The organism is Hymenobacter sp. HD11105, assembly GCF_054051685.1.
Map to the genome: position 1 here is coordinate 360005 of NZ_JBSWBR010000003.1, position 17215 is coordinate 377219.

Annotated in this window: 8 protein-coding genes; 6 read left to right on the forward strand and 2 right to left on the reverse strand. The window is 56.2% G+C overall.

What is annotated here, in order from left to right:
- The first annotated feature begins 261 nt into the window (after positions 1-261).
- From ACW9KT_RS12085 to ACW9KT_RS12095, 3 genes are all read left to right on the forward strand, one after another.
- Positions 262-4578: a malectin domain-containing carbohydrate-binding protein gene (locus ACW9KT_RS12085; RefSeq protein WP_457080689.1), complete on the forward strand. Its 4317-nt coding sequence runs from the start codon at positions 262-264 to the stop codon at positions 4576-4578.
- Positions 4579-4910: 332 nt separating this feature from the next.
- Entirely contained in the window at positions 4911-6392 is a 1482-nt protein-coding gene (locus tag ACW9KT_RS12090; protein ID WP_457080691.1) for a sensor histidine kinase, read from the forward strand.
- Between the two features lie 605 nt (positions 6393-6997).
- Positions 6998-9064 carry a tetratricopeptide repeat-containing sensor histidine kinase gene (locus ACW9KT_RS12095; RefSeq protein WP_457080693.1) on the forward strand — a complete coding sequence of 689 codons (2067 nt, stop codon included), beginning with the start codon at positions 6998-7000 and terminating at the stop codon, positions 9062-9064.
- Between the two features lie 14 nt (positions 9065-9078).
- Here ACW9KT_RS12095 and ACW9KT_RS12100 read toward each other — a convergent pair whose 3' ends face one another.
- Together ACW9KT_RS12100 and ACW9KT_RS12105 are read right to left on the reverse strand one after the other, a co-directional pair.
- Entirely contained in the window at positions 9079-9753 is a 675-nt protein-coding gene (locus ACW9KT_RS12100) for a response regulator transcription factor (protein ID WP_457080695.1), read from the reverse strand.
- Positions 9754-9799: 46 nt separating this feature from the next.
- A complete protein-coding gene (locus tag ACW9KT_RS12105; RefSeq protein WP_457080697.1) occupies positions 9800-11260 on the reverse strand; it encodes a sensor histidine kinase in 1461 nt (486 codons plus the stop codon).
- Positions 11261-11403: 143 nt separating this feature from the next.
- Between ACW9KT_RS12105 and ACW9KT_RS12110 the strand changes: the two genes are divergently transcribed.
- The 3 genes from ACW9KT_RS12110 to ACW9KT_RS12120 all read left to right on the forward strand — a co-directional run bounded on the left by ACW9KT_RS12110 (position 11404) and on the right by ACW9KT_RS12120 (position 16950).
- On the forward strand, positions 11404-12183 hold the full coding sequence (locus ACW9KT_RS12110; RefSeq protein ID WP_457080699.1) for a GLPGLI family protein: 780 nt from the start codon (positions 11404-11406) through the stop codon (positions 12181-12183).
- 124 nt (positions 12184-12307) lie between these two features.
- Entirely contained in the window at positions 12308-15172 is a 2865-nt protein-coding gene (locus ACW9KT_RS12115; protein WP_457080700.1) for an outer membrane beta-barrel protein, read from the forward strand.
- A 329-nt stretch (positions 15173-15501) separates the two neighbouring features.
- Complete coding sequence (locus tag ACW9KT_RS12120; protein WP_457080701.1) at positions 15502-16950, forward strand: amidohydrolase; 1449 nt, start codon at positions 15502-15504, stop codon at positions 16948-16950.
- The last annotated feature ends 265 nt before the right edge of the window (positions 16951-17215 follow it).

Below are 17215 nucleotides of genomic sequence, written 5' to 3' on the forward strand. Positions count from 1 at the left end.
CCGCTTTGCTTAGCTAAGTCTACCTCCCACTCTCTGCATTAGCATGATTCACGACCTACTATCGGCGCTATCCGGTGCGCGTTTACCGCCCTGATTGCTACTCTCCAGCACAACAGTCCATCAGAAGCAGCCCATGCCAGTCCCTTTGCGCGACTGCGCAGGAGCTACTAGCGCTTATGCTCTTGGGGCCGCAGGCAGCGGCTTAACGCACTTATCTGTTGCCAGTCAACAGCTCGATTATCGATTAGACACACCTATTTTATGAAAACTAAACTATTACTCGTACTTCTTTTACTTGGCTTGCCTTGTTGGCAGCTTTTTGCCCAAACGCCCCCCACTAACTTTTCCACCGTGAGCGTGGCAGCAGGCTGGGATGAGGCCGTGGGCATCACATTCAATAGGTCGGGCACCCAGATGTTCGTGTGGGAAAGGCCCGGCCGCGTGTGGGTGGTAGAAAACGGGCAGCGCAGCCTGCTGCTTGATATCAGGGAGGAAGTAGGCGGCTGGCGCGACTTCGGCTTGCTCGGCTTTGCCCTACATCCCCAGTTTGATACCAATGGCTATTTCTACCTGTTTTATACCGTCGACCGGCATCACCTGATGCACTTCGGTACGAGCAACTACAGTCCGACGACCGACGATTACCTCAGCGCAACCATTAACCGGCTAACCCGCTATACCGCCACTAAAACCACGACTGGCTATGCGGTAAGTCCTGCCAGCCGCAAAGTGTTGCTGGGGGCCACAAGGCAAACTGGTGTACCGGTGCTGCATCAAAGCCATGGACCAGGCACTCTAGTATTTGGTACAGATGGAACCCTATTGGTTTCCACTGGCGACGGGGCTAGTTATGATGGTATTGATGTCGGCAGCTCGAGCAATACGTATTTTACCCAAGCGTTAGCCGACGGCATTATTCCCCCGGAGCAAAATGTTGGCGCTCTCCGAGCTCAGCAGCTAGAAAGCTATAATGGCAAAGTACTTCGCCTCGACCCGGAAACTGGCAATGGACTGTCCAGCAACCCTTATTACAATGGCAACTCGGCTTCCGTCCAGTCGAAGGTCTGGGCACTAGGCCTGCGCAACCCGTTTCGGATGACCCTCAGGCCCGGCTCGGGCAGCACCAATCCGAGCGATGGAAAACCAGGTGTGTTGTATATCGGTGATGTAGGTTTCTTTTTGTGGGAGGAACTTGATATAGCTACTAATGCAGGAATGAACTTTGGCTGGCCTCTCTTTGAGGGCTTAACGACACAAGATAATTACTGGAACAATATTACCTACAATCGATATGCGCCTAATCCCGCATATGGCACTAATGGCTGTACTCAGCAGTACTTATCCTTCCAAGAGCTAATTCGACAACAAACAGCAAGCGGGACTACTAGCTACCCTAACCCCTGTACTGGTCAAGCGCTTCCTTCTAGTGTTAGAACCTTCATGCACAGCCGTCCGGCCATTGATTGGCGGCACGATGATGGAGGCCCATCCCGAACGGGCACGTTCAGTGGCGAAACCGCTACAACTACCAACTTGAATGATCCAGCTTCGCCGGTTCCAGGTTCAATCTTTGGGGGTAACGCAGCAGTGGCAGGAGCCTTTTACACCTCGAACAACTATCCGGCAGAATACCGAAACACCTGCTTTTTTGGTGACTATGTGGCTGGGTTCATTCGCACGCTTAGCGTAGATGGTACCAACAAGCCTCTTGCAGTCAAAGATTTTATAAATGACAATGCGGTTGTCGTTTCGATGGCAGCCCACCCCACTGATGGCTCGCTTTACTATGTTAGCTTCTATCCATCAGACATCAGGAAGATACTTTATCGCGCCCCGGATCGCGCCCCTATTGCCCAAGCCTCCGCGGACAAGACCTACGGGCTTGGTCCACTTACTGTACAATTTACGGGAGATACGTCATATGATCCGGATGGCCGTACGGTAACATATCTGTGGAATTTCGGCGATGGAGGAACAAGCACATTAGCTAACCCCACCCATACCTACGCAACGGGCAATCCGACAAACTATACTGTCACACTCACTGTTCGGGATAACTCGCTCAGCGGCCAGACTTCCCTGGTTATATCAGCTAATAATACACCTCCCGTAGTTACTATCACAAGCCCAGCCGAGGGCACTAAATACCCAATGGATAAGGAAACAACTTATCCTCTAAGGTCGACCGTCACAGACCCGCAGCACAGCGGTGGCCAACTGCGTTATGAATGGCAAACGACTTTGCACCACGACGACCATAATCACCCTGAACCAGTTGATACCAATCCAGAAACCTCGACAACGATTACCCCACTGGGCTGCGGGCCCGAAACCTACTTCTATCGCATTTCCCTAAAGGTGACGGATGCTTTGGGCTTGGCTACAACCAAAGAAGTGTCGCTTTATCCTGATTGCGCTTCTACGCCGCCCCCTCCTACAAATACAGCAGTCTACCGCATCAACGCGGGCGGGCCAGCGGTAGGGGTCTTTGCGGCCGACCAGTACGTTTCGTCAAGCGGCGGAGGAGTGTATACCTCGCCAAACCCCATCAGTGGCACCAGCAACCCCGCCATTTACCAGTCAGAACGCTGGGGGAATAAGGAGATTGCCTATTCCTTCCCCGTTACCAATGGCCAGTACACTGTGGTCCTGCACTTCGCTGAAATTGCTTTTTCCGCCGCCGGTCAGCGGGTATTCGACGTGGCCCTGGAGAATCAACGCGTGCTGACCATGTATGATATATTCAAAAAAGTAGGGGCTAATACGGCTACTACCGAGACCTTCCCCGTCACGGTTAGCGACGGGGTGTTGAACGTAAATCTCACTTCCCTCAACCCAGGCAATATCGAAAACCCTAAAATCTCTGCCATCGAGGTGTTAGGCTCGTCTAGTACCAATCAGCCCCCCACAGCCAACGCCGGCACGGACAAGAGCATTACGCTGCCCACCAATTCGGTGGCGCTAGTAGGCTCGGGCACTGATCCAGAAAATAGCATTAGCGGCTATCGGTGGACGCAAGTAAGTGGACCAAATACGGCCACCTTTAGTGGAGCAACAACGCCCAATGTAACCGCGAGCGGGCTTATTGCCGGCAGTTACGTGTTTCGCTTCACGGTAACCGACAACGCGGGAGCCACTGCCTCCGATGATGTCGCCGTGACAGTGAACCCCGGAACCGTACCAGGTGGCTCAGCAGTCTACCGCATCAACGCGGGTGGGCCAGCGGTAGGGGCCTTTGCCGCCGATCAATACGTTTCATCTAGCGGCGGGGGCGTGTACACCTCTACGAGTCCAATTAGCGGCACGAGCAACCCTGCTATTTATCAGTCCGAGCGCTGGGGCGCGGGCACGCTCACCTATGCCTTTCCCGTCACCAACGGCCAGTATACGGTGGTGCTGCACTTTGCTGAGGTTTGGTTTACCGGCCCTGGCCAGCGCGTGTTCGATGTGGCCCTGGAGAATACTCCGGTGTTGACTGCATACGATATCTTCCAGAAGGTAGGCGGCAACGCAGCTATTATCGAAACCTTTCCTGTTAGCGTCAGCGACGGGACGTTGACTGTGAATTTGACTTCGCTCAATGCTGGTGGGCGCGACAACCCCAAAATCTCGGCCATCGAGATACTGAGCTCGTCCACTACTCCTACTCCCAATCAGCCCCCCACGGCTAACGCTGGGGCTGACAGAACTATTACCCTGCCGACCAACTCTCTGACTCTGAACGGCTCTGGCACTGACCCGGATGGAACCATCAGCAGTTACAGTTGGACCAAGACCAGCGGACCGGCCGCTACGCTCAGCGGCACTGCCACCCAAAACCTGTCCGTCAGCGGTATGGTGGCGGGCAGCTATACATTCCGCTTGACTGTAACTGACAACGCTGGGGCGAGTGCTTTCGACGAAGTAAACGTGACCGTTAACTCGGCGCCGGCGCCAACTCCGACTGGGCCTCAAATCTCTAGTTTTACCCTCGTAAACGTTACCACAGGGCAGGAATCACCCCTCGCGGCGGGCGGCGTTATCGACCTGACCACGGGCTCTAATTTCAACATCAGAGCCAACCCCGGCCCTTCAACCGTGAGCCGCGTAGACTTTGCTCTCTCCGGCGCGGAGCAGCGCTCAAACAGTGATAGGTCGGCCCCTTTTACGTTGATCACCAATAATACATGGCGGCCGCAGATCGGCAATTATACCCTATCAGCTACGCCCTTTGCAACAAATGGCAACGGCAGTGCTGGCTCGGCTACTACTATTACTTTCCGGGTAGCCAATGGCAGCACCGCCGCGGCGCAGCCTAGCGTTGCTACACTACTAGCCGACGAAGGCTCCGCAACCGATCAAGTTCAGTATTATCCCAACCCCTTCACCGATCAATTCACGCTGCAAATCCAGGCAAAAGGAACTGGTAAACACCCCGTGAAACTTTATGACATGTTGGGTAAAGAAGTGCTGACGCTAGATGATGCACCTACTGGTAAGCCCATAAGCCTGGGCAAGCAACTCCCCGCTGGCATATATACCCTAAGCGTAGGTATGGGTTCCAAAGTCAAGCATTACCGCCTGATCAAAGCCAACTAGACCTCGCTAATTGATGCAAAAAAGCCCCCCAGAAAAAGCTGGGGGGCTTTTTTATATTCGTAGCCCACAGGGGTGTATGTCACACCAAGGTGGCAAGACTCTGCGCACGGCTAGGGTAAGCCTAGGAATCTTGCTTTTCATTTTGCCCAGTATCAGCCTATGTAGAAAGCAAGCGAAGCGCTCCAAACAGCATCTTAATCGATGAATTTGCCACTTAGAATCCGCTGTGGTAAGTTAGTCCGCTGCCCGAGGAAGGTAGGGCACAAAAAGAAATCGGTTCCACTTTAAACGCCCTCGCCTCTCTGCATTAGAACATGGATTACTTACAGCTAATGTCCGTCGCGTGGCGCCTGAAGTTTCCGCAAGAAATTGAGAAAGAATTTGTTCGTCATTACTACGCTACCTACTTAAAGACGATTAGAATATCCTTGGCCTTCGGCTGCCTGCTGTATACCTCCTTCGGCATTCTGGATATGTACTCCGTTCCGATTTCCACGCAGATGGCGTGGTTTTACCGCTTCTGCATTGGGACTCCTACCCTTTTGCTGGTCGTTGGCACAGCTTATATACGTCCGCTCCGGCCTTACCTACAGCTGATTATAAGTATTGGGTGCATTGTGGCCGGCACCACGTTGTCCCTCATCATTGAGCGAACAGAGCCTACGGAGCTAGCTCATACTCACTACTATGTCGGTCTCATCATTATTATGATGTTTACGGGCTCGTGGGTGCGGCTTAAGTTTTGGTATGCCCTTGCCTCCAACTCCATTATTATCCTCATCTATTTTGCCTTGGTTTTGCTCGACCAAAGCACACCCGTTGATCAACTGCTGATCATCAACAACAGCGTATTCTTGCTGTCCGCGCATTTTGTCTCCGGGCTGACGTGCTATTCGATTGAGGTAAATACGCGCATTGATTTTCTGCAGCGCAAGACGATTGAAGCCGAAAAAAACAAGTCGAATGCCCAGCGTACGGAGTTGGAAAAACAAGCCGAGCAATTAGCCGACGCTCTCGATACGCTGGAGGCTACGCAGGCTCAGCTAGTCCAGCGCGAGAAGATGGCCAGCTTAGGTGAGTTGACGGCCGGCATTGCCCATGAGATTCAGAACCCCTTGAACTTCGTCAACAACTTCGCTGAGGTATCGGCCGAGCTAGCTGCCGAGCTACAAGCCGAAGCCGAGCAGCCCGCGCCTGATCTGGCTATTTTGCGCAGCGCGGCCTCGGAGCTACAACAAAATCAGGAGCGCATTGAGCAGCACGGACGGCGGGCGGCCAACATTGTGCGCGACATGCTGGCCCACGCCCGCGCCAGCAGCGGCGAGCGGCTTGCCATAGATTTGAATGCCTTGGCCGATGAGCACTTACGGCTCACCTACTACAACTTGCGAGCAAAGGATCCGCATTTCAAAGCCACACTCACTACTCACCTCGACCCCACACTCGGACAGGTGCGGGCCATACCGCAGGCTATCAGCCGGGTGCTGGTAAACTTATTTACGAATGCCTTTTATGCCGTCCAGCAGCGCCAAAAGGCCGAGCCAACTAATTACACGCCCGAAGTGCAGGTGCACACGTTTCGTCAGAATGGGCAGATAGAGGTGCGCATACGCGACAATGGCGTCGGCATTCCAGAGGCTATTCGCACTAAGGTGTTTCAGCCGTTTTTCACGACCAAGCCCGCTGGCGAGGGCACTGGTCTGGGCCTCTCGCTTAGCTACGACATCATCACCAAAGGCCACGGCGGCACGCTTACCCTAGAAAGTCAGGCCGGGCAGTTTACCGAGTTTGCCATCAGGCTACCTGTCGAGTAAAATGCCCCAGGCGTATATTATTACTGGCGGAACTGCCTGAACTACGGGTAGCTCTACAGGACGAATTTTGTGCGTAAAGCCCGATTTTGTTAGTTAAAAAGATCTTACAGTTGAGCAACAAAAGATTGCAAATACTATAAACATATGAATATTTTATAGTATATTAGCTGGTCGGTCAACCTTGCTAAGACAGCAAGAAAAAGCCGCTCGGAGCAGGAGCAATAGGAGCTCCTGGGTATTTGTGTATGGTATCGGCCAGCACTCTTGGAATCATTCTTCGAGGCTGAGCTTGTTACTCTTCTTGCCATTGGCGCCCCTGTTTATATAAGTAAAAAACAGGTGGGCGTGAGTCAAAAAGATCTATCAAACCAGCTCAACCAGCGACCTTTTCGCGACCAAATTGCCCCTCCATATGGTGTGTCAGCGCCTTCAGCAGTGCTGAAAAGTGGCTGCCCACGGCCAGCCTATTACTACTCTACCTGCGCCTCTCAGAACTCCACGTTCAGCAGTTGAGCCAGCTGGTACTCACAGCCGCCACGGCTGAAGAATTGCCCTGTCAGTTCGCGTTTGTGCGTATTCTGCGGCCAGTATTCTGGCTTGTTGCCATGAAAAATTTTTGTATACTGCTGCTAATCGGGCTGAGCGTGAGTTTTCCAACTAGCGCCTTTCAGCTGGATGGCCGGCTCGACAGCTTGCAACGGCTCTTGGCTGCTACCCCACCCGACTCGACCCGGGTGCTACTGCTGATCGAGTTGACTGATGAAAGCACGCAAAGCAACCCGCTGGCGGCTATTCACTACGGCAAACAGGCCCTGCGACTTGCTCACAAGCTACAGTATCGGCGGGGCGAGGCGTGGGCGTATATCCGGCTCGGGTTTGGGTTTCGCGACGCGGGAAATTACCCCGCTGCTCTGCAAGTAGCGCTCCATGGACTTCGGATGGCGGAAGAGCTGCGCGACCCAGAATTAATCGGTCGAGCGTTCAAATCGTTAGGATACCTGTATTGGGAACAAGGGAATAGCCGGCTGGCACTCGCGTATTTGCTTAAGGCTAAGCGCGTAGCCCAGCGAAGTCAGAATATCAAGCTGCTGACTCGCGTGATGGGCAATATTGGCAACGTATACGCCCAACTTAACCGCCTAGACTCGGCGCGGTACTACTCGATGGCGGGCTACTCGCTCGGTCTAAACCAGCACGATTTGGCCAGTGAAGTGGGCAGCGCGGCTACGCTGGGTAACATTTACGCCGCACTTGGTAACCCTCAGGTGGCCAAGCACTACTATCGCCGCAGCATTCAGCGAGCAACGGGCCAGCACATCACCTTTGCCTTGTGTCGGGCTTACCTGGGGCAAGCTAGGCTGTTTCAGCGGCAGCACGAGCCAGCAGCCGATTCGGCTATCTATTTTGGGCAAAAAGCCTTGATTGCCGGGCAAGAGGGCTATTATCCTAAGGGTGTGCTGGAAGCCAGCCAGTTTTTGGCCGCTGCCTACGCCGCCCGCCAGGATAGTGCCGCCGCGTTTCAGTACCTAAGCTTAGCCAGCGCTACCCGCGACAGTTTATTTAGCCAAACCAAAATGGCTCAGCTACAAGCGCTTGACGTAAGTGAGCGCCTACGCCAGCAAGAGCAAGCTAGCCAAAAAGCGCAGGCCGTACAGCAATACCGCTCCCAATGGCTGACCGTGATATTAGCGGCCATCCTGCCGGTTGTACTTATCCTGTGGCGCACCATTCGGCATAAGCAAAAGGTGAATAGGCGGCTAAACATTCAGAACGCACAGATTGCCACCCAGCGCAACAAGCTGCGCGAGACGCTGGCCCAGTTGAGAGCCACTCAAACCCAACTGGTGCAGCAAGAAAAAATGGCCAGCCTAGGCGAGTTGACAGCCGGCATTGCCCACGAAATTCAGAACCCCTTGAACTTCGTCAACAACTTCGCTGAGGTATCGGCCGAGCTAGCCGCCGAGCTACAAGCCGAAGCCGAGCAGCCCGCCCCCGACGTGCCTACCCTGCGCAGTATGGTGACGGAGTTGCGGCAGAACCTGGAAAAAATTCATCAGCACGGACGACGGGCTACCAACATTGTGCGCGACATGCTGGCCCACGCCCGCACCATTGGGGGCGAGCGGGAGCCGATCAACTTAAACGCGCTTATTAATGAGCATCTGCAGTTGGCTTACCACAGCTTCCGAGCCAAGGACCCGCAGTTTCGGGTAAACCTTATCACTCATTTGGCTCCTACACTCGGGCAGGTGCGGGCCATACCGCAGGCAGTAGGCCGGGTACTGATCAACTTGTTCAACAATGCTTTTTACGCCGTGCAGCAGCGGCAAAAAGTAGAGCAGGGCGAGTACAATCCCGAGGTGCAGGTACACACTCACCGGCGCAATGGTTGGGTGCAGGTACGCGTGCGCGACAATGGCCTGGGCATCCCGCCAACAATCCGGAACAAAGTATTTCAGCCGTTTTTCACCACTAAGCCCGCCGGCGAGGGCACCGGCCTGGGCCTCTCGCTCAGCTACGATATCATCACCAAGGGGCACGGTGGATACCTTACGGTTGATAGCCAGGTAGGCATGTTCACGGAGTTTACGGTCGAGCTTCCGCAGCGTACCGGCTACAAAAAAAGCCCCCCCGACGCGGAGCTGACCGAGGATATAGCCGTGGCAAGCTAGGCGGCGCGGCCTGCTTACCAGATAAGCTTGTAGCCAATGCCGCGCACGTTGACAATCTGCACCTTCGGATCATCCTTGAGGTAGCGACGCAAGCGGGTGATAAACACGTCGAGGCTGCGGCCATTGAAGAAGCTGTCGTCGCCCCAGAGTTCCTGGAGCACGGTGGTGCGTTCGAGCACCTGGTTGCGCTGGTCGTAGAGGCACTTGAGCAGTTCCGCCTCGCGGTGGGTAAGCACTTCTTCGCGGGCCCCGAATAGCAGGCGCTGCTTGGGATGATCGAACTGATACTGGCCAATAGTAAGCACGCCGGACGGCGGCGCTGCGGGCGGAGCAGCGCTGAGGCGGGCCTTGATGCGCACAATCAACTCATCCATGCTGAAGGGCTTTTTTAGATAATCATTGCCCCCCAGCTCAAAGCCGCGCACCACATCGGCCGGCTGGGAGCGAGCCGTAAGGAAGATAATAGGCACCGCGGCGTTATCGCGACGGATGATTTCGGCCAGCGAGAAGCCATCGAGGCGGGGCATCATTACATCGGCCACCACAATATCGGGGCACTGCTGGCGAAATAGCTCCAAGCCCTCCTGCCCGTCGGCCGCGTAGCGCACCGTGAAGCCGCGCACCTCCAGACTGTCTTTCACAATCATGCCCAGCGCGGGCTCATCTTCGATAAGGAGAATAGAAGGCATTGATAGTGAAGTGCTGAGTGATGTAGTGAAAGTCTGGAGGCTTTTTTTAAGCGGGTAGCCACAGCGAAAACTCGCTGCCCCGGTTGGGCTCGCTGCGCACGGCAATATGCCCCCCATGCCGCTCCACCACTTGCCGCACGTAGTACAGGCCCAGCCCGAAGCCTTTAACGGGGTGCAGATTACCGGTAGGCACGCGGAAAAAACGGTCGAACACGGCGTCTTGGTAGCTTTTGGGAATGCCGATGCCGTCGTCTTGCACGGTGAGACGCCAACCACTTTCGTCACGGCGCCCGCGAATGGCGATGGTCACCTGCTCGCGGGAGTACTTGATGGCATTATCAATTAGATTATTGATGACGCCGGCTATGTGAATTCGATCGAGAGGCAGAGAATCTGAGGGCTCCATATCGACCTCAAAGTGCACGGGCTTAATGGCTTGCAGCTCGTGGCGGGCTACCAGCTCTTGCACCAGCTCGGCGGGCCGCACCAGCTCGGGGTTGATGGTCAGCGTTTGGCGCTCGTCCACGGCAATGTTGAGCACTTTTTCCACCAGATCGGAGAGCCGCTGCAATTCCTTTTGCGAGATGCTGAGGTAAGTCTGAGCTTTCTGTGGGTCGTTCAGGGCACCGAAGTTCTGCATGGCCTCCACCGCCGCTGACACCGTAGCCAGCGGCGTTTTCAGCTCATGTGTCATGTTATTGATAAAGTCGTTTTTGACTTCGGATAGCTTTTTCTGGCGCAGAATAGTGCTTAGCATGAGCGCAAAGCAGCCTGTGGTGAGGCCCAGCAGCAGCACCGAGCCGCCAAGCAAACTGCCCATTTGCTTTAAAACGTAAAAAGTGGGCGTCGGAAAAGCAGCCTGCACATACAGGTAGTGCAGGGGATTCAGGGGCACCGGCGGCGTCTGAAAACCCGTTTTCGCATGCGTAGCTACCACGGGCGCCGGTACCAAGCTTCGGCCTAAGACTGGGCGCTCAACCACAGGGATCCGTAGCGTGTCCAGCGCGAATTCGGTGGGCATACCGCGCAGCTTGAGCTCTTGGCTGTAAGCCTTTTGCAGCAGGTCCATATTTACTCGGTTGCCATTCTGCCAATCATCCAACAGCACGCGGGATAGCCGGCGAGCCAGCGTATCGGCGGACTCCCGGCGAGGCAACTCCCTTTGTTGCAGCTGGCGTTGCACAGAAATGCGGAGCTGGCGGGGGCGTTCCCGCAGGCTGTCCGGGGTGCGGCCTTGGCCCCGCACCACGATGCGGTCGAGGCTAGTGCCCTCCCCCGAGTAATTCTGGAAGATAATGACATCGTTGGCCCCACCCCCACGAATTGCCTGCCGGGCGGCGGCCAGCTGGTACTGCTGCACCACCGCCAGCAGCGCCTCGCGGGCCGTGCGCTGAAACTGAGCTGCCGTGAGCTGGTAAGTATTGTACAGCCAATACGCCTGGAACCCATTAATGCCCAGAATACACAGCGCCATCAGCCAGAAAATGGAGCGAATACGGCGTTTCATAGGGCGGGGAGTAAGTAGCTCAACGAAAATACAAGCTTCTCAGGCTCATTGGCGCCCCGTTAACACTCTTTAACACAAGATAACAGTGCTTTACAGTCAGGATGCGGTGCTTTGGGACATCAATCAACCCTTACCCTCATCCCATGAAACGCATCCTATTCTTACTCCTCGCTAGCGCCGGCCTGATCCCCACGGCCGCAGCCCAAGCCCCTACGTCGGGTCAGATTCACTATGAGGCGGCGCAAAAGGTGGATATGTCGCAGGTGCGCATCGTCATTGATGGCCAGCAGATAAAACCCGGCAGCCCGGATTTCCCTACTGACATCCCCGACACGCGCAACTTCGGCATGACGCTCAGCTTTGCCGGCAACTACGCCAAGGAGGAACGCCAAAATGAAGCCATGCGCATTGTGTCGGGCGGCCCCGGCACGGTGCCTCAAACTACTAGCCTCGGGCGGCCCTTCGAGGAAGCGGTGTACGTGGATCAGAGCAGTAAGGCCTTTGCTACCGTGCTGGCCCTCAAGGACGGCGCTACCACCAACACCTACCGAATGGACGCCCCTTTCAGCAAGCCCACGGGCTGGCAGGAAGTCAATCAGACCAAGAAAATTGCGGGCTACATCTGCCGCAAAGCCACGGCGCCCTTCAAAGGCGAAACCTATACGGTGTGGTACACCACCGATCTGCCGTTCACTTACTCCCCCATCCGGGCGCTGCTGCCCGAGAAAGGCGTGGTGCTGGCCATTGAGGGCCCGAGCGAGCAATACAAAGCTTCAAAAATAGACCGCAAGCCCGTGGCTGAAGCAACGGTACGCCCCAGCACCGATGCCCAAGTAGTAAGCGAGGAACAGCTCAAAGACCTGCGCGAGAAAGCCCGCGCCGACTTCCGCCAGCGCCTGATGGACCGCAACCTGGGCAACTAAAGCCACCCCCTGACGGCTGAATCAGCGGCCCGAGCCAAGGCAGCCGTCCGGAGGCAGTGCGCTCAATAATTGCCCCCCAACAGTCTCGTAGTCTTCCAGCCAGCTTGGTTTCACTTCTCCCTTTATGCGCTATTATCTACTTGTGCTTTGCTGCCTGCTCAGCCTTCGCGCGGCCCAGGCCCAACAGCCAACCGCAGCCAGCCCAGCAACTGGGAAAGGGCTTATTCAGGGTCTGGTAGTTGATTCGCTGACAGGGAAGCCTCTGCGCGAGGCTTCGGTATCGCTGCTGGCGGCCGATTCGTCTTACCTGAGCTTCACCATTACTGATGGCGACGGGCGCTTTCTGCTCCGCAACGTGGCGCCTGGGCGGTACTTTTTGCTGCTTTCGTTTGTGGGCTACACCAACCAATTTGTGCCGGTAAATATCGCAGATGGCGGTCTGGGGGGCAATTTGGGCACCATCCGACTGCGAGCCCGATCGCACACACTGGGTGAGGTGGTAGTGGAGCAGGAACGGGCACCAGTGAGCGTGCAGGGCGACACGCTAGCCTTCAGTGCCCGCGCCTTCAAAACGCAGCCCAATGCCATGGTGGAATCCTTGCTGAAAAAGCTACCCGGCGTGCAGGTCGACCGCGACGGCACCATTCGGGCGCAGGGCCAGAACGTGCAGCGCGTGCTCGTGGATGGCAAGCCGTTTTTTGGCGATGATCCGAAGATGGCCACCCGCAATCTGCCGGCCGACATTATCGACCAGGTGCAGCTCTACAACCAGCGCAGCGACCAGTCGGCGTTCTCCGGCATCGATGATGGTCAGCAGCAGCAAACCATCAACCTGGTAACCAAGCGTGACAAGCGCAAAGGCTACTTCGGCACCGAGTCGGTAGGCGCGGGCACCGATGGGCGCTACCGGGCTCAAGCCGGCTTGAATCGCTTCAACAATGGCCGTCAGATTTCGGCCTTGGGGCAGGCTAACAACGTGAACCATTTGGGCTTTAGCGACAATGGCAGCCCCACTACCGGCGACGTAAGCAGCGGCCCCGGCGCGGGCGGCGGCAACAGTTTGCCCGGTGGTTTTGGGGGCGGGGGAGGTCCGGACGGGGGCGGGCGCATCGTGGTAAACCAAGGCGGCCGCGGGGGCGGCAACGCGCAGGCGGCCAGCAACAACCCACCCACCAGCATCACCGAATCGTTGGCTGGGGGGCTAAATTACCGCGACGCTTGGGGCAAGCGCACCGAAGTGGCGACCAGCTACCTCGCCAGCCGCACCATCGTAACCACTGACCAGGTAAGCCGCCGCGAAAACGTATCGGGTATCGACGCTGGCACTGGCGAAACGGGCCCGGCCCTGGTTACTGACCAAGATGCTACAGCCCGCTCCCGTACCCTGAGCCAGCGCCTGAATCTTCGCCTGGACTACCGCCTCGACTCGCTTACTTCGCTACGCTTTACCCCTGCCTTATGGTGGCAGAATACCGATCAGGCACGCAATAACCGTCAGCTGACCAGCTTGGGAGAGCGTCAGCTCAACCAAAACCTAAGCCGCTACCACGCCAGCGCCAACACGCTCTGGGGAAATGGCAACCTGCTGCTCATGCGCCGCTTTGCCAAGACAGGCCGCAGCCTCTCTGCCAACCTGAGCGCCGTGCTCAACAACCAGGATGGTGAAGCCTTCAACCAAGCCACTAACACCTTTTTTGCTCCCGATGGGACTGCTCGCCCCAACCTGCTCAATCAGCGCATCGGCCAGGATTATCCTACTAGGATCCAGGCACTCAACCTAACCTATGTCGAGCCTCTCAATTTGCAGCAGAAACTGGAGTTGCACTACAATGCGGCCGACACCCGCAGCCGCGCCCGCCGCGACGTAGCCGACTTCGACCCTACCACCAATCGTTACGACCTAGACAACGCCGACCTGAGCAATCAGTTTAGCAGCAGCTTCATGACCCACCGCGCCGGCTTTACCTGGCAGACGCGCCGCCTGCGCTACGGCTATTCCCTGGGCCTCGACGGGCAGCAATCAAGCCTAAAAGTGGACAACCAAAGCGAAAACGCCGCCCTGACGCGCGACTATCAGACCGTGCTGCCCAACGCCATGTTTACGCTCAACACCAGCCGCAACCGCAGCCTACGCCTCAACTACCGCACCCGCCTGCAAGCCCCCACCGCCACCCAGCTTCAGCCCGTAGCCGACAACACCAATCCCCTTTACGTGCGCCTCGGCAACCCCAACTTGCGCCCCGAGTATTATCACACTCTCACCGCATCTTTTAACCAGTTCAACGCGGTGAACAACCGCAGTGTATTTGGCCTGCTAAGCGCTAATCAGGTACAAGACCGCATTGTGTCGGCCAGCAGCTTCAGCGCTAATGGCGTCCAAACCACGCGCCCCGTCAACGCCGGTGGTTACCGCAGCCTCAACGGGTTTCTGTCCTTGGGACAGCGCCTGGGCTGGCACAAACTAAATGTAAACCTGACTACCAACGGCAACTTCACGCAGGGCCAAAGCCTGGTGAACGACCAGCCAAATCAGGCCCGCAATTGGAGCTTGGGCCAAGGCCTAAGCGTGAACACGGCTTTCAACGATAAGCTGGAGCTTAGGCTGGCTGGCAACGTAACCTACCTGGATGCGCGCTACTCCTTGTTGCCTCAGCAAAACACCTCCTACTGGACCCAAACTCTGGAAGCCGACGTGTTCTACCAGTTGCCCGGCCGCTGGGTCATTACTAGCGACTTGTGGCTGACGCGCTATGCGGGCCGTTCGGCGGGCTTCAACCAAGGCGTGGCGCTGTGGAACCTGGGCATCACCCGGCAATTCTTCAAAAACAAGCAGGGTGAGCTGAAACTACAAGCCTACGACTTGCTCAAGCAAAACCGGAGCGTGGTGCGCAACGTGACGGATATCTACATAGAAGACGTGCGCAGCCGCGTGCTCACCCGCTATTTCATACTCAGCTTCACTTATAACCTGCGGCAATTCGGCAAGTAAATCGCCTGTGGATTCTTTTAAAAAAGCCCCCCAGACGCCGCTTCACGTGTTTGGGGGGCTTTTTTGGCAAGAAGTTAATCGAGGGAGTCAGCAGGCTGTACAGACACAACATTTTGTGTCTCGTCGTTAAACAGATGATACGAACAACTTACCCAAACGGCGCGGACGACGAGACACAAAATATTGTATCTCTACAGCCTGCCCTCAACTTCTTTAAGACTGCAATAACCTCTTACCTTATTAACTCCCAGGGAAACAGTGTTAATTTCGGGCACACCAGGCCTGACTACTCAGGCCGTCGGACTAGCTGTTTCACCTACTATATGCACTTGAAAAGATACGTTGCCCTGAGTTTGTTGAGCGCCGGTTTGTTGGCCTCCTCCTACCCTGCCTTGCCACCCGTGCCCGATGTAACTGCTTTTAAAGCCCAGGCAATTAAGGATCTGGAAGGCAGTTATGGTGATTATAAGAAAGTAGCCCAGCAAATTTGGGGGTTTGCGGAGGTGGGCTACAAGGAAACCAAAAGCTCGGCTTTACTGCAGAAGACCCTGCGCGATAATGGTTTCACGGTGCAAGCCGGCGTGGCCGACATCCCGACGGCTTTTGTGGCTACCTACGGCAGCGGCAAGCCCGTTATTGGAATCCTGGCCGAGTATGATGCCCTGCCGGGACTCTCGCAGCAAGCTAGTGCGGAAAAGAAGCCTATACCCGGCCTCGATGCGGGCCATGGGTGCGGGCATAACCTGTTTGGCACGGCCAGCGTGGCGACGGGCGTTGAGCTTAAGAAGCTGATCAAGGAAGGCAAGTTCAAGGGCACTGTGAAGGTGTACGGCACGCCCGCCGAGGAAGGCGGCAGTGGCAAGGTGTACTTGGTGCGGGCGGGCTTGTTTGAGGGCGTTGATGCCGTACTGCACTGGCACCCCAACAACCAAAACTCGGCCATGATGAGCAGCTATATTGCCAACACCTCGGCCAAATTCCGCTTCCGCGGCATTGCTTCCCACGCTGCGGCCTCGCCCCAGCGCGGGCGCAGCGCCCTCGACGGCGTGGAGGCCATGAACAACATGGTGAACATGATGCGCGAACATGTACCCCAAGAAACGCGCATTCACTACATCATCACTAACGGTGGCAAGGCCCCAAACGTGGTGCCCGAGTTTGCCGAAGTGTACTACTATGTGCGTCACCCCAACCGCGATGAGGTGAAGGGCGCCTTTGCTCGCGTGGTGAAAGCCGCCGAGGGTGCGGCCCTGGGCACCGGTACCACCATGGACTATGAAATCATCGGTGGCACCCACGAGTTGCTACTTAATGAGACCCTGGCCCGAGCTCTGCAAGTTAATCTGGAGCAAGTGGGCGGCGTGACGTATACCGCGCAGGAAGCAGCCGTGGGCAAGCAGCTTCAGACCTCGTTGGGCTTTCCGGCACCGCCGCTGGATGAAGCAGCCAAGGTGCAGCCCTTTGCGCCTGGCGACGGGGGTGGCAGCTCCGATGTGGGCGACGTCAGCTACGTGGTGCCCACCGTAGGCCTCACCGCCGCTACCTGGGTGCCGGGTACGCCGGCCCACAGCTGGCAGGCTGTATCATGCAGCGGCCAGGAAATTGGCGCTAAAGGCATGCTGGTAGCCGCCAAAACCATGGCCCTGACGGGTATCGACCTGTTTACTAATCCAGATCTACTTCAAAAAGCCACCGCCGAGTTCAAGCAGGATGTGGGCGGCTATGTGTACAAGCCCTTGCTCGGCGACCGGAAACCAGCTTTAAACTATCGTGACTAACAAGCTGCCTGCTCCCGCTGTAAGGGTGCAATAGTTAGTGTATCCTCGTCCACTTCGCGGACCTTCGATTACCAAGGTTGTTTCGTTTCCTTAGCCTATCATCCTGACGCAGGAAGGACCTTCTCACTGCAGAACAATTCGTGCAAATGTGAGAAGGTCCTTCCTGCGTCAGGATGATAGGCGTTTAGCGAGAAGACGAGTAAGCAGCGTTCACAGACGAGTATTCGCGTCTCTATCATAGCAGCGTCTGTTGGCTCAAAAAGCC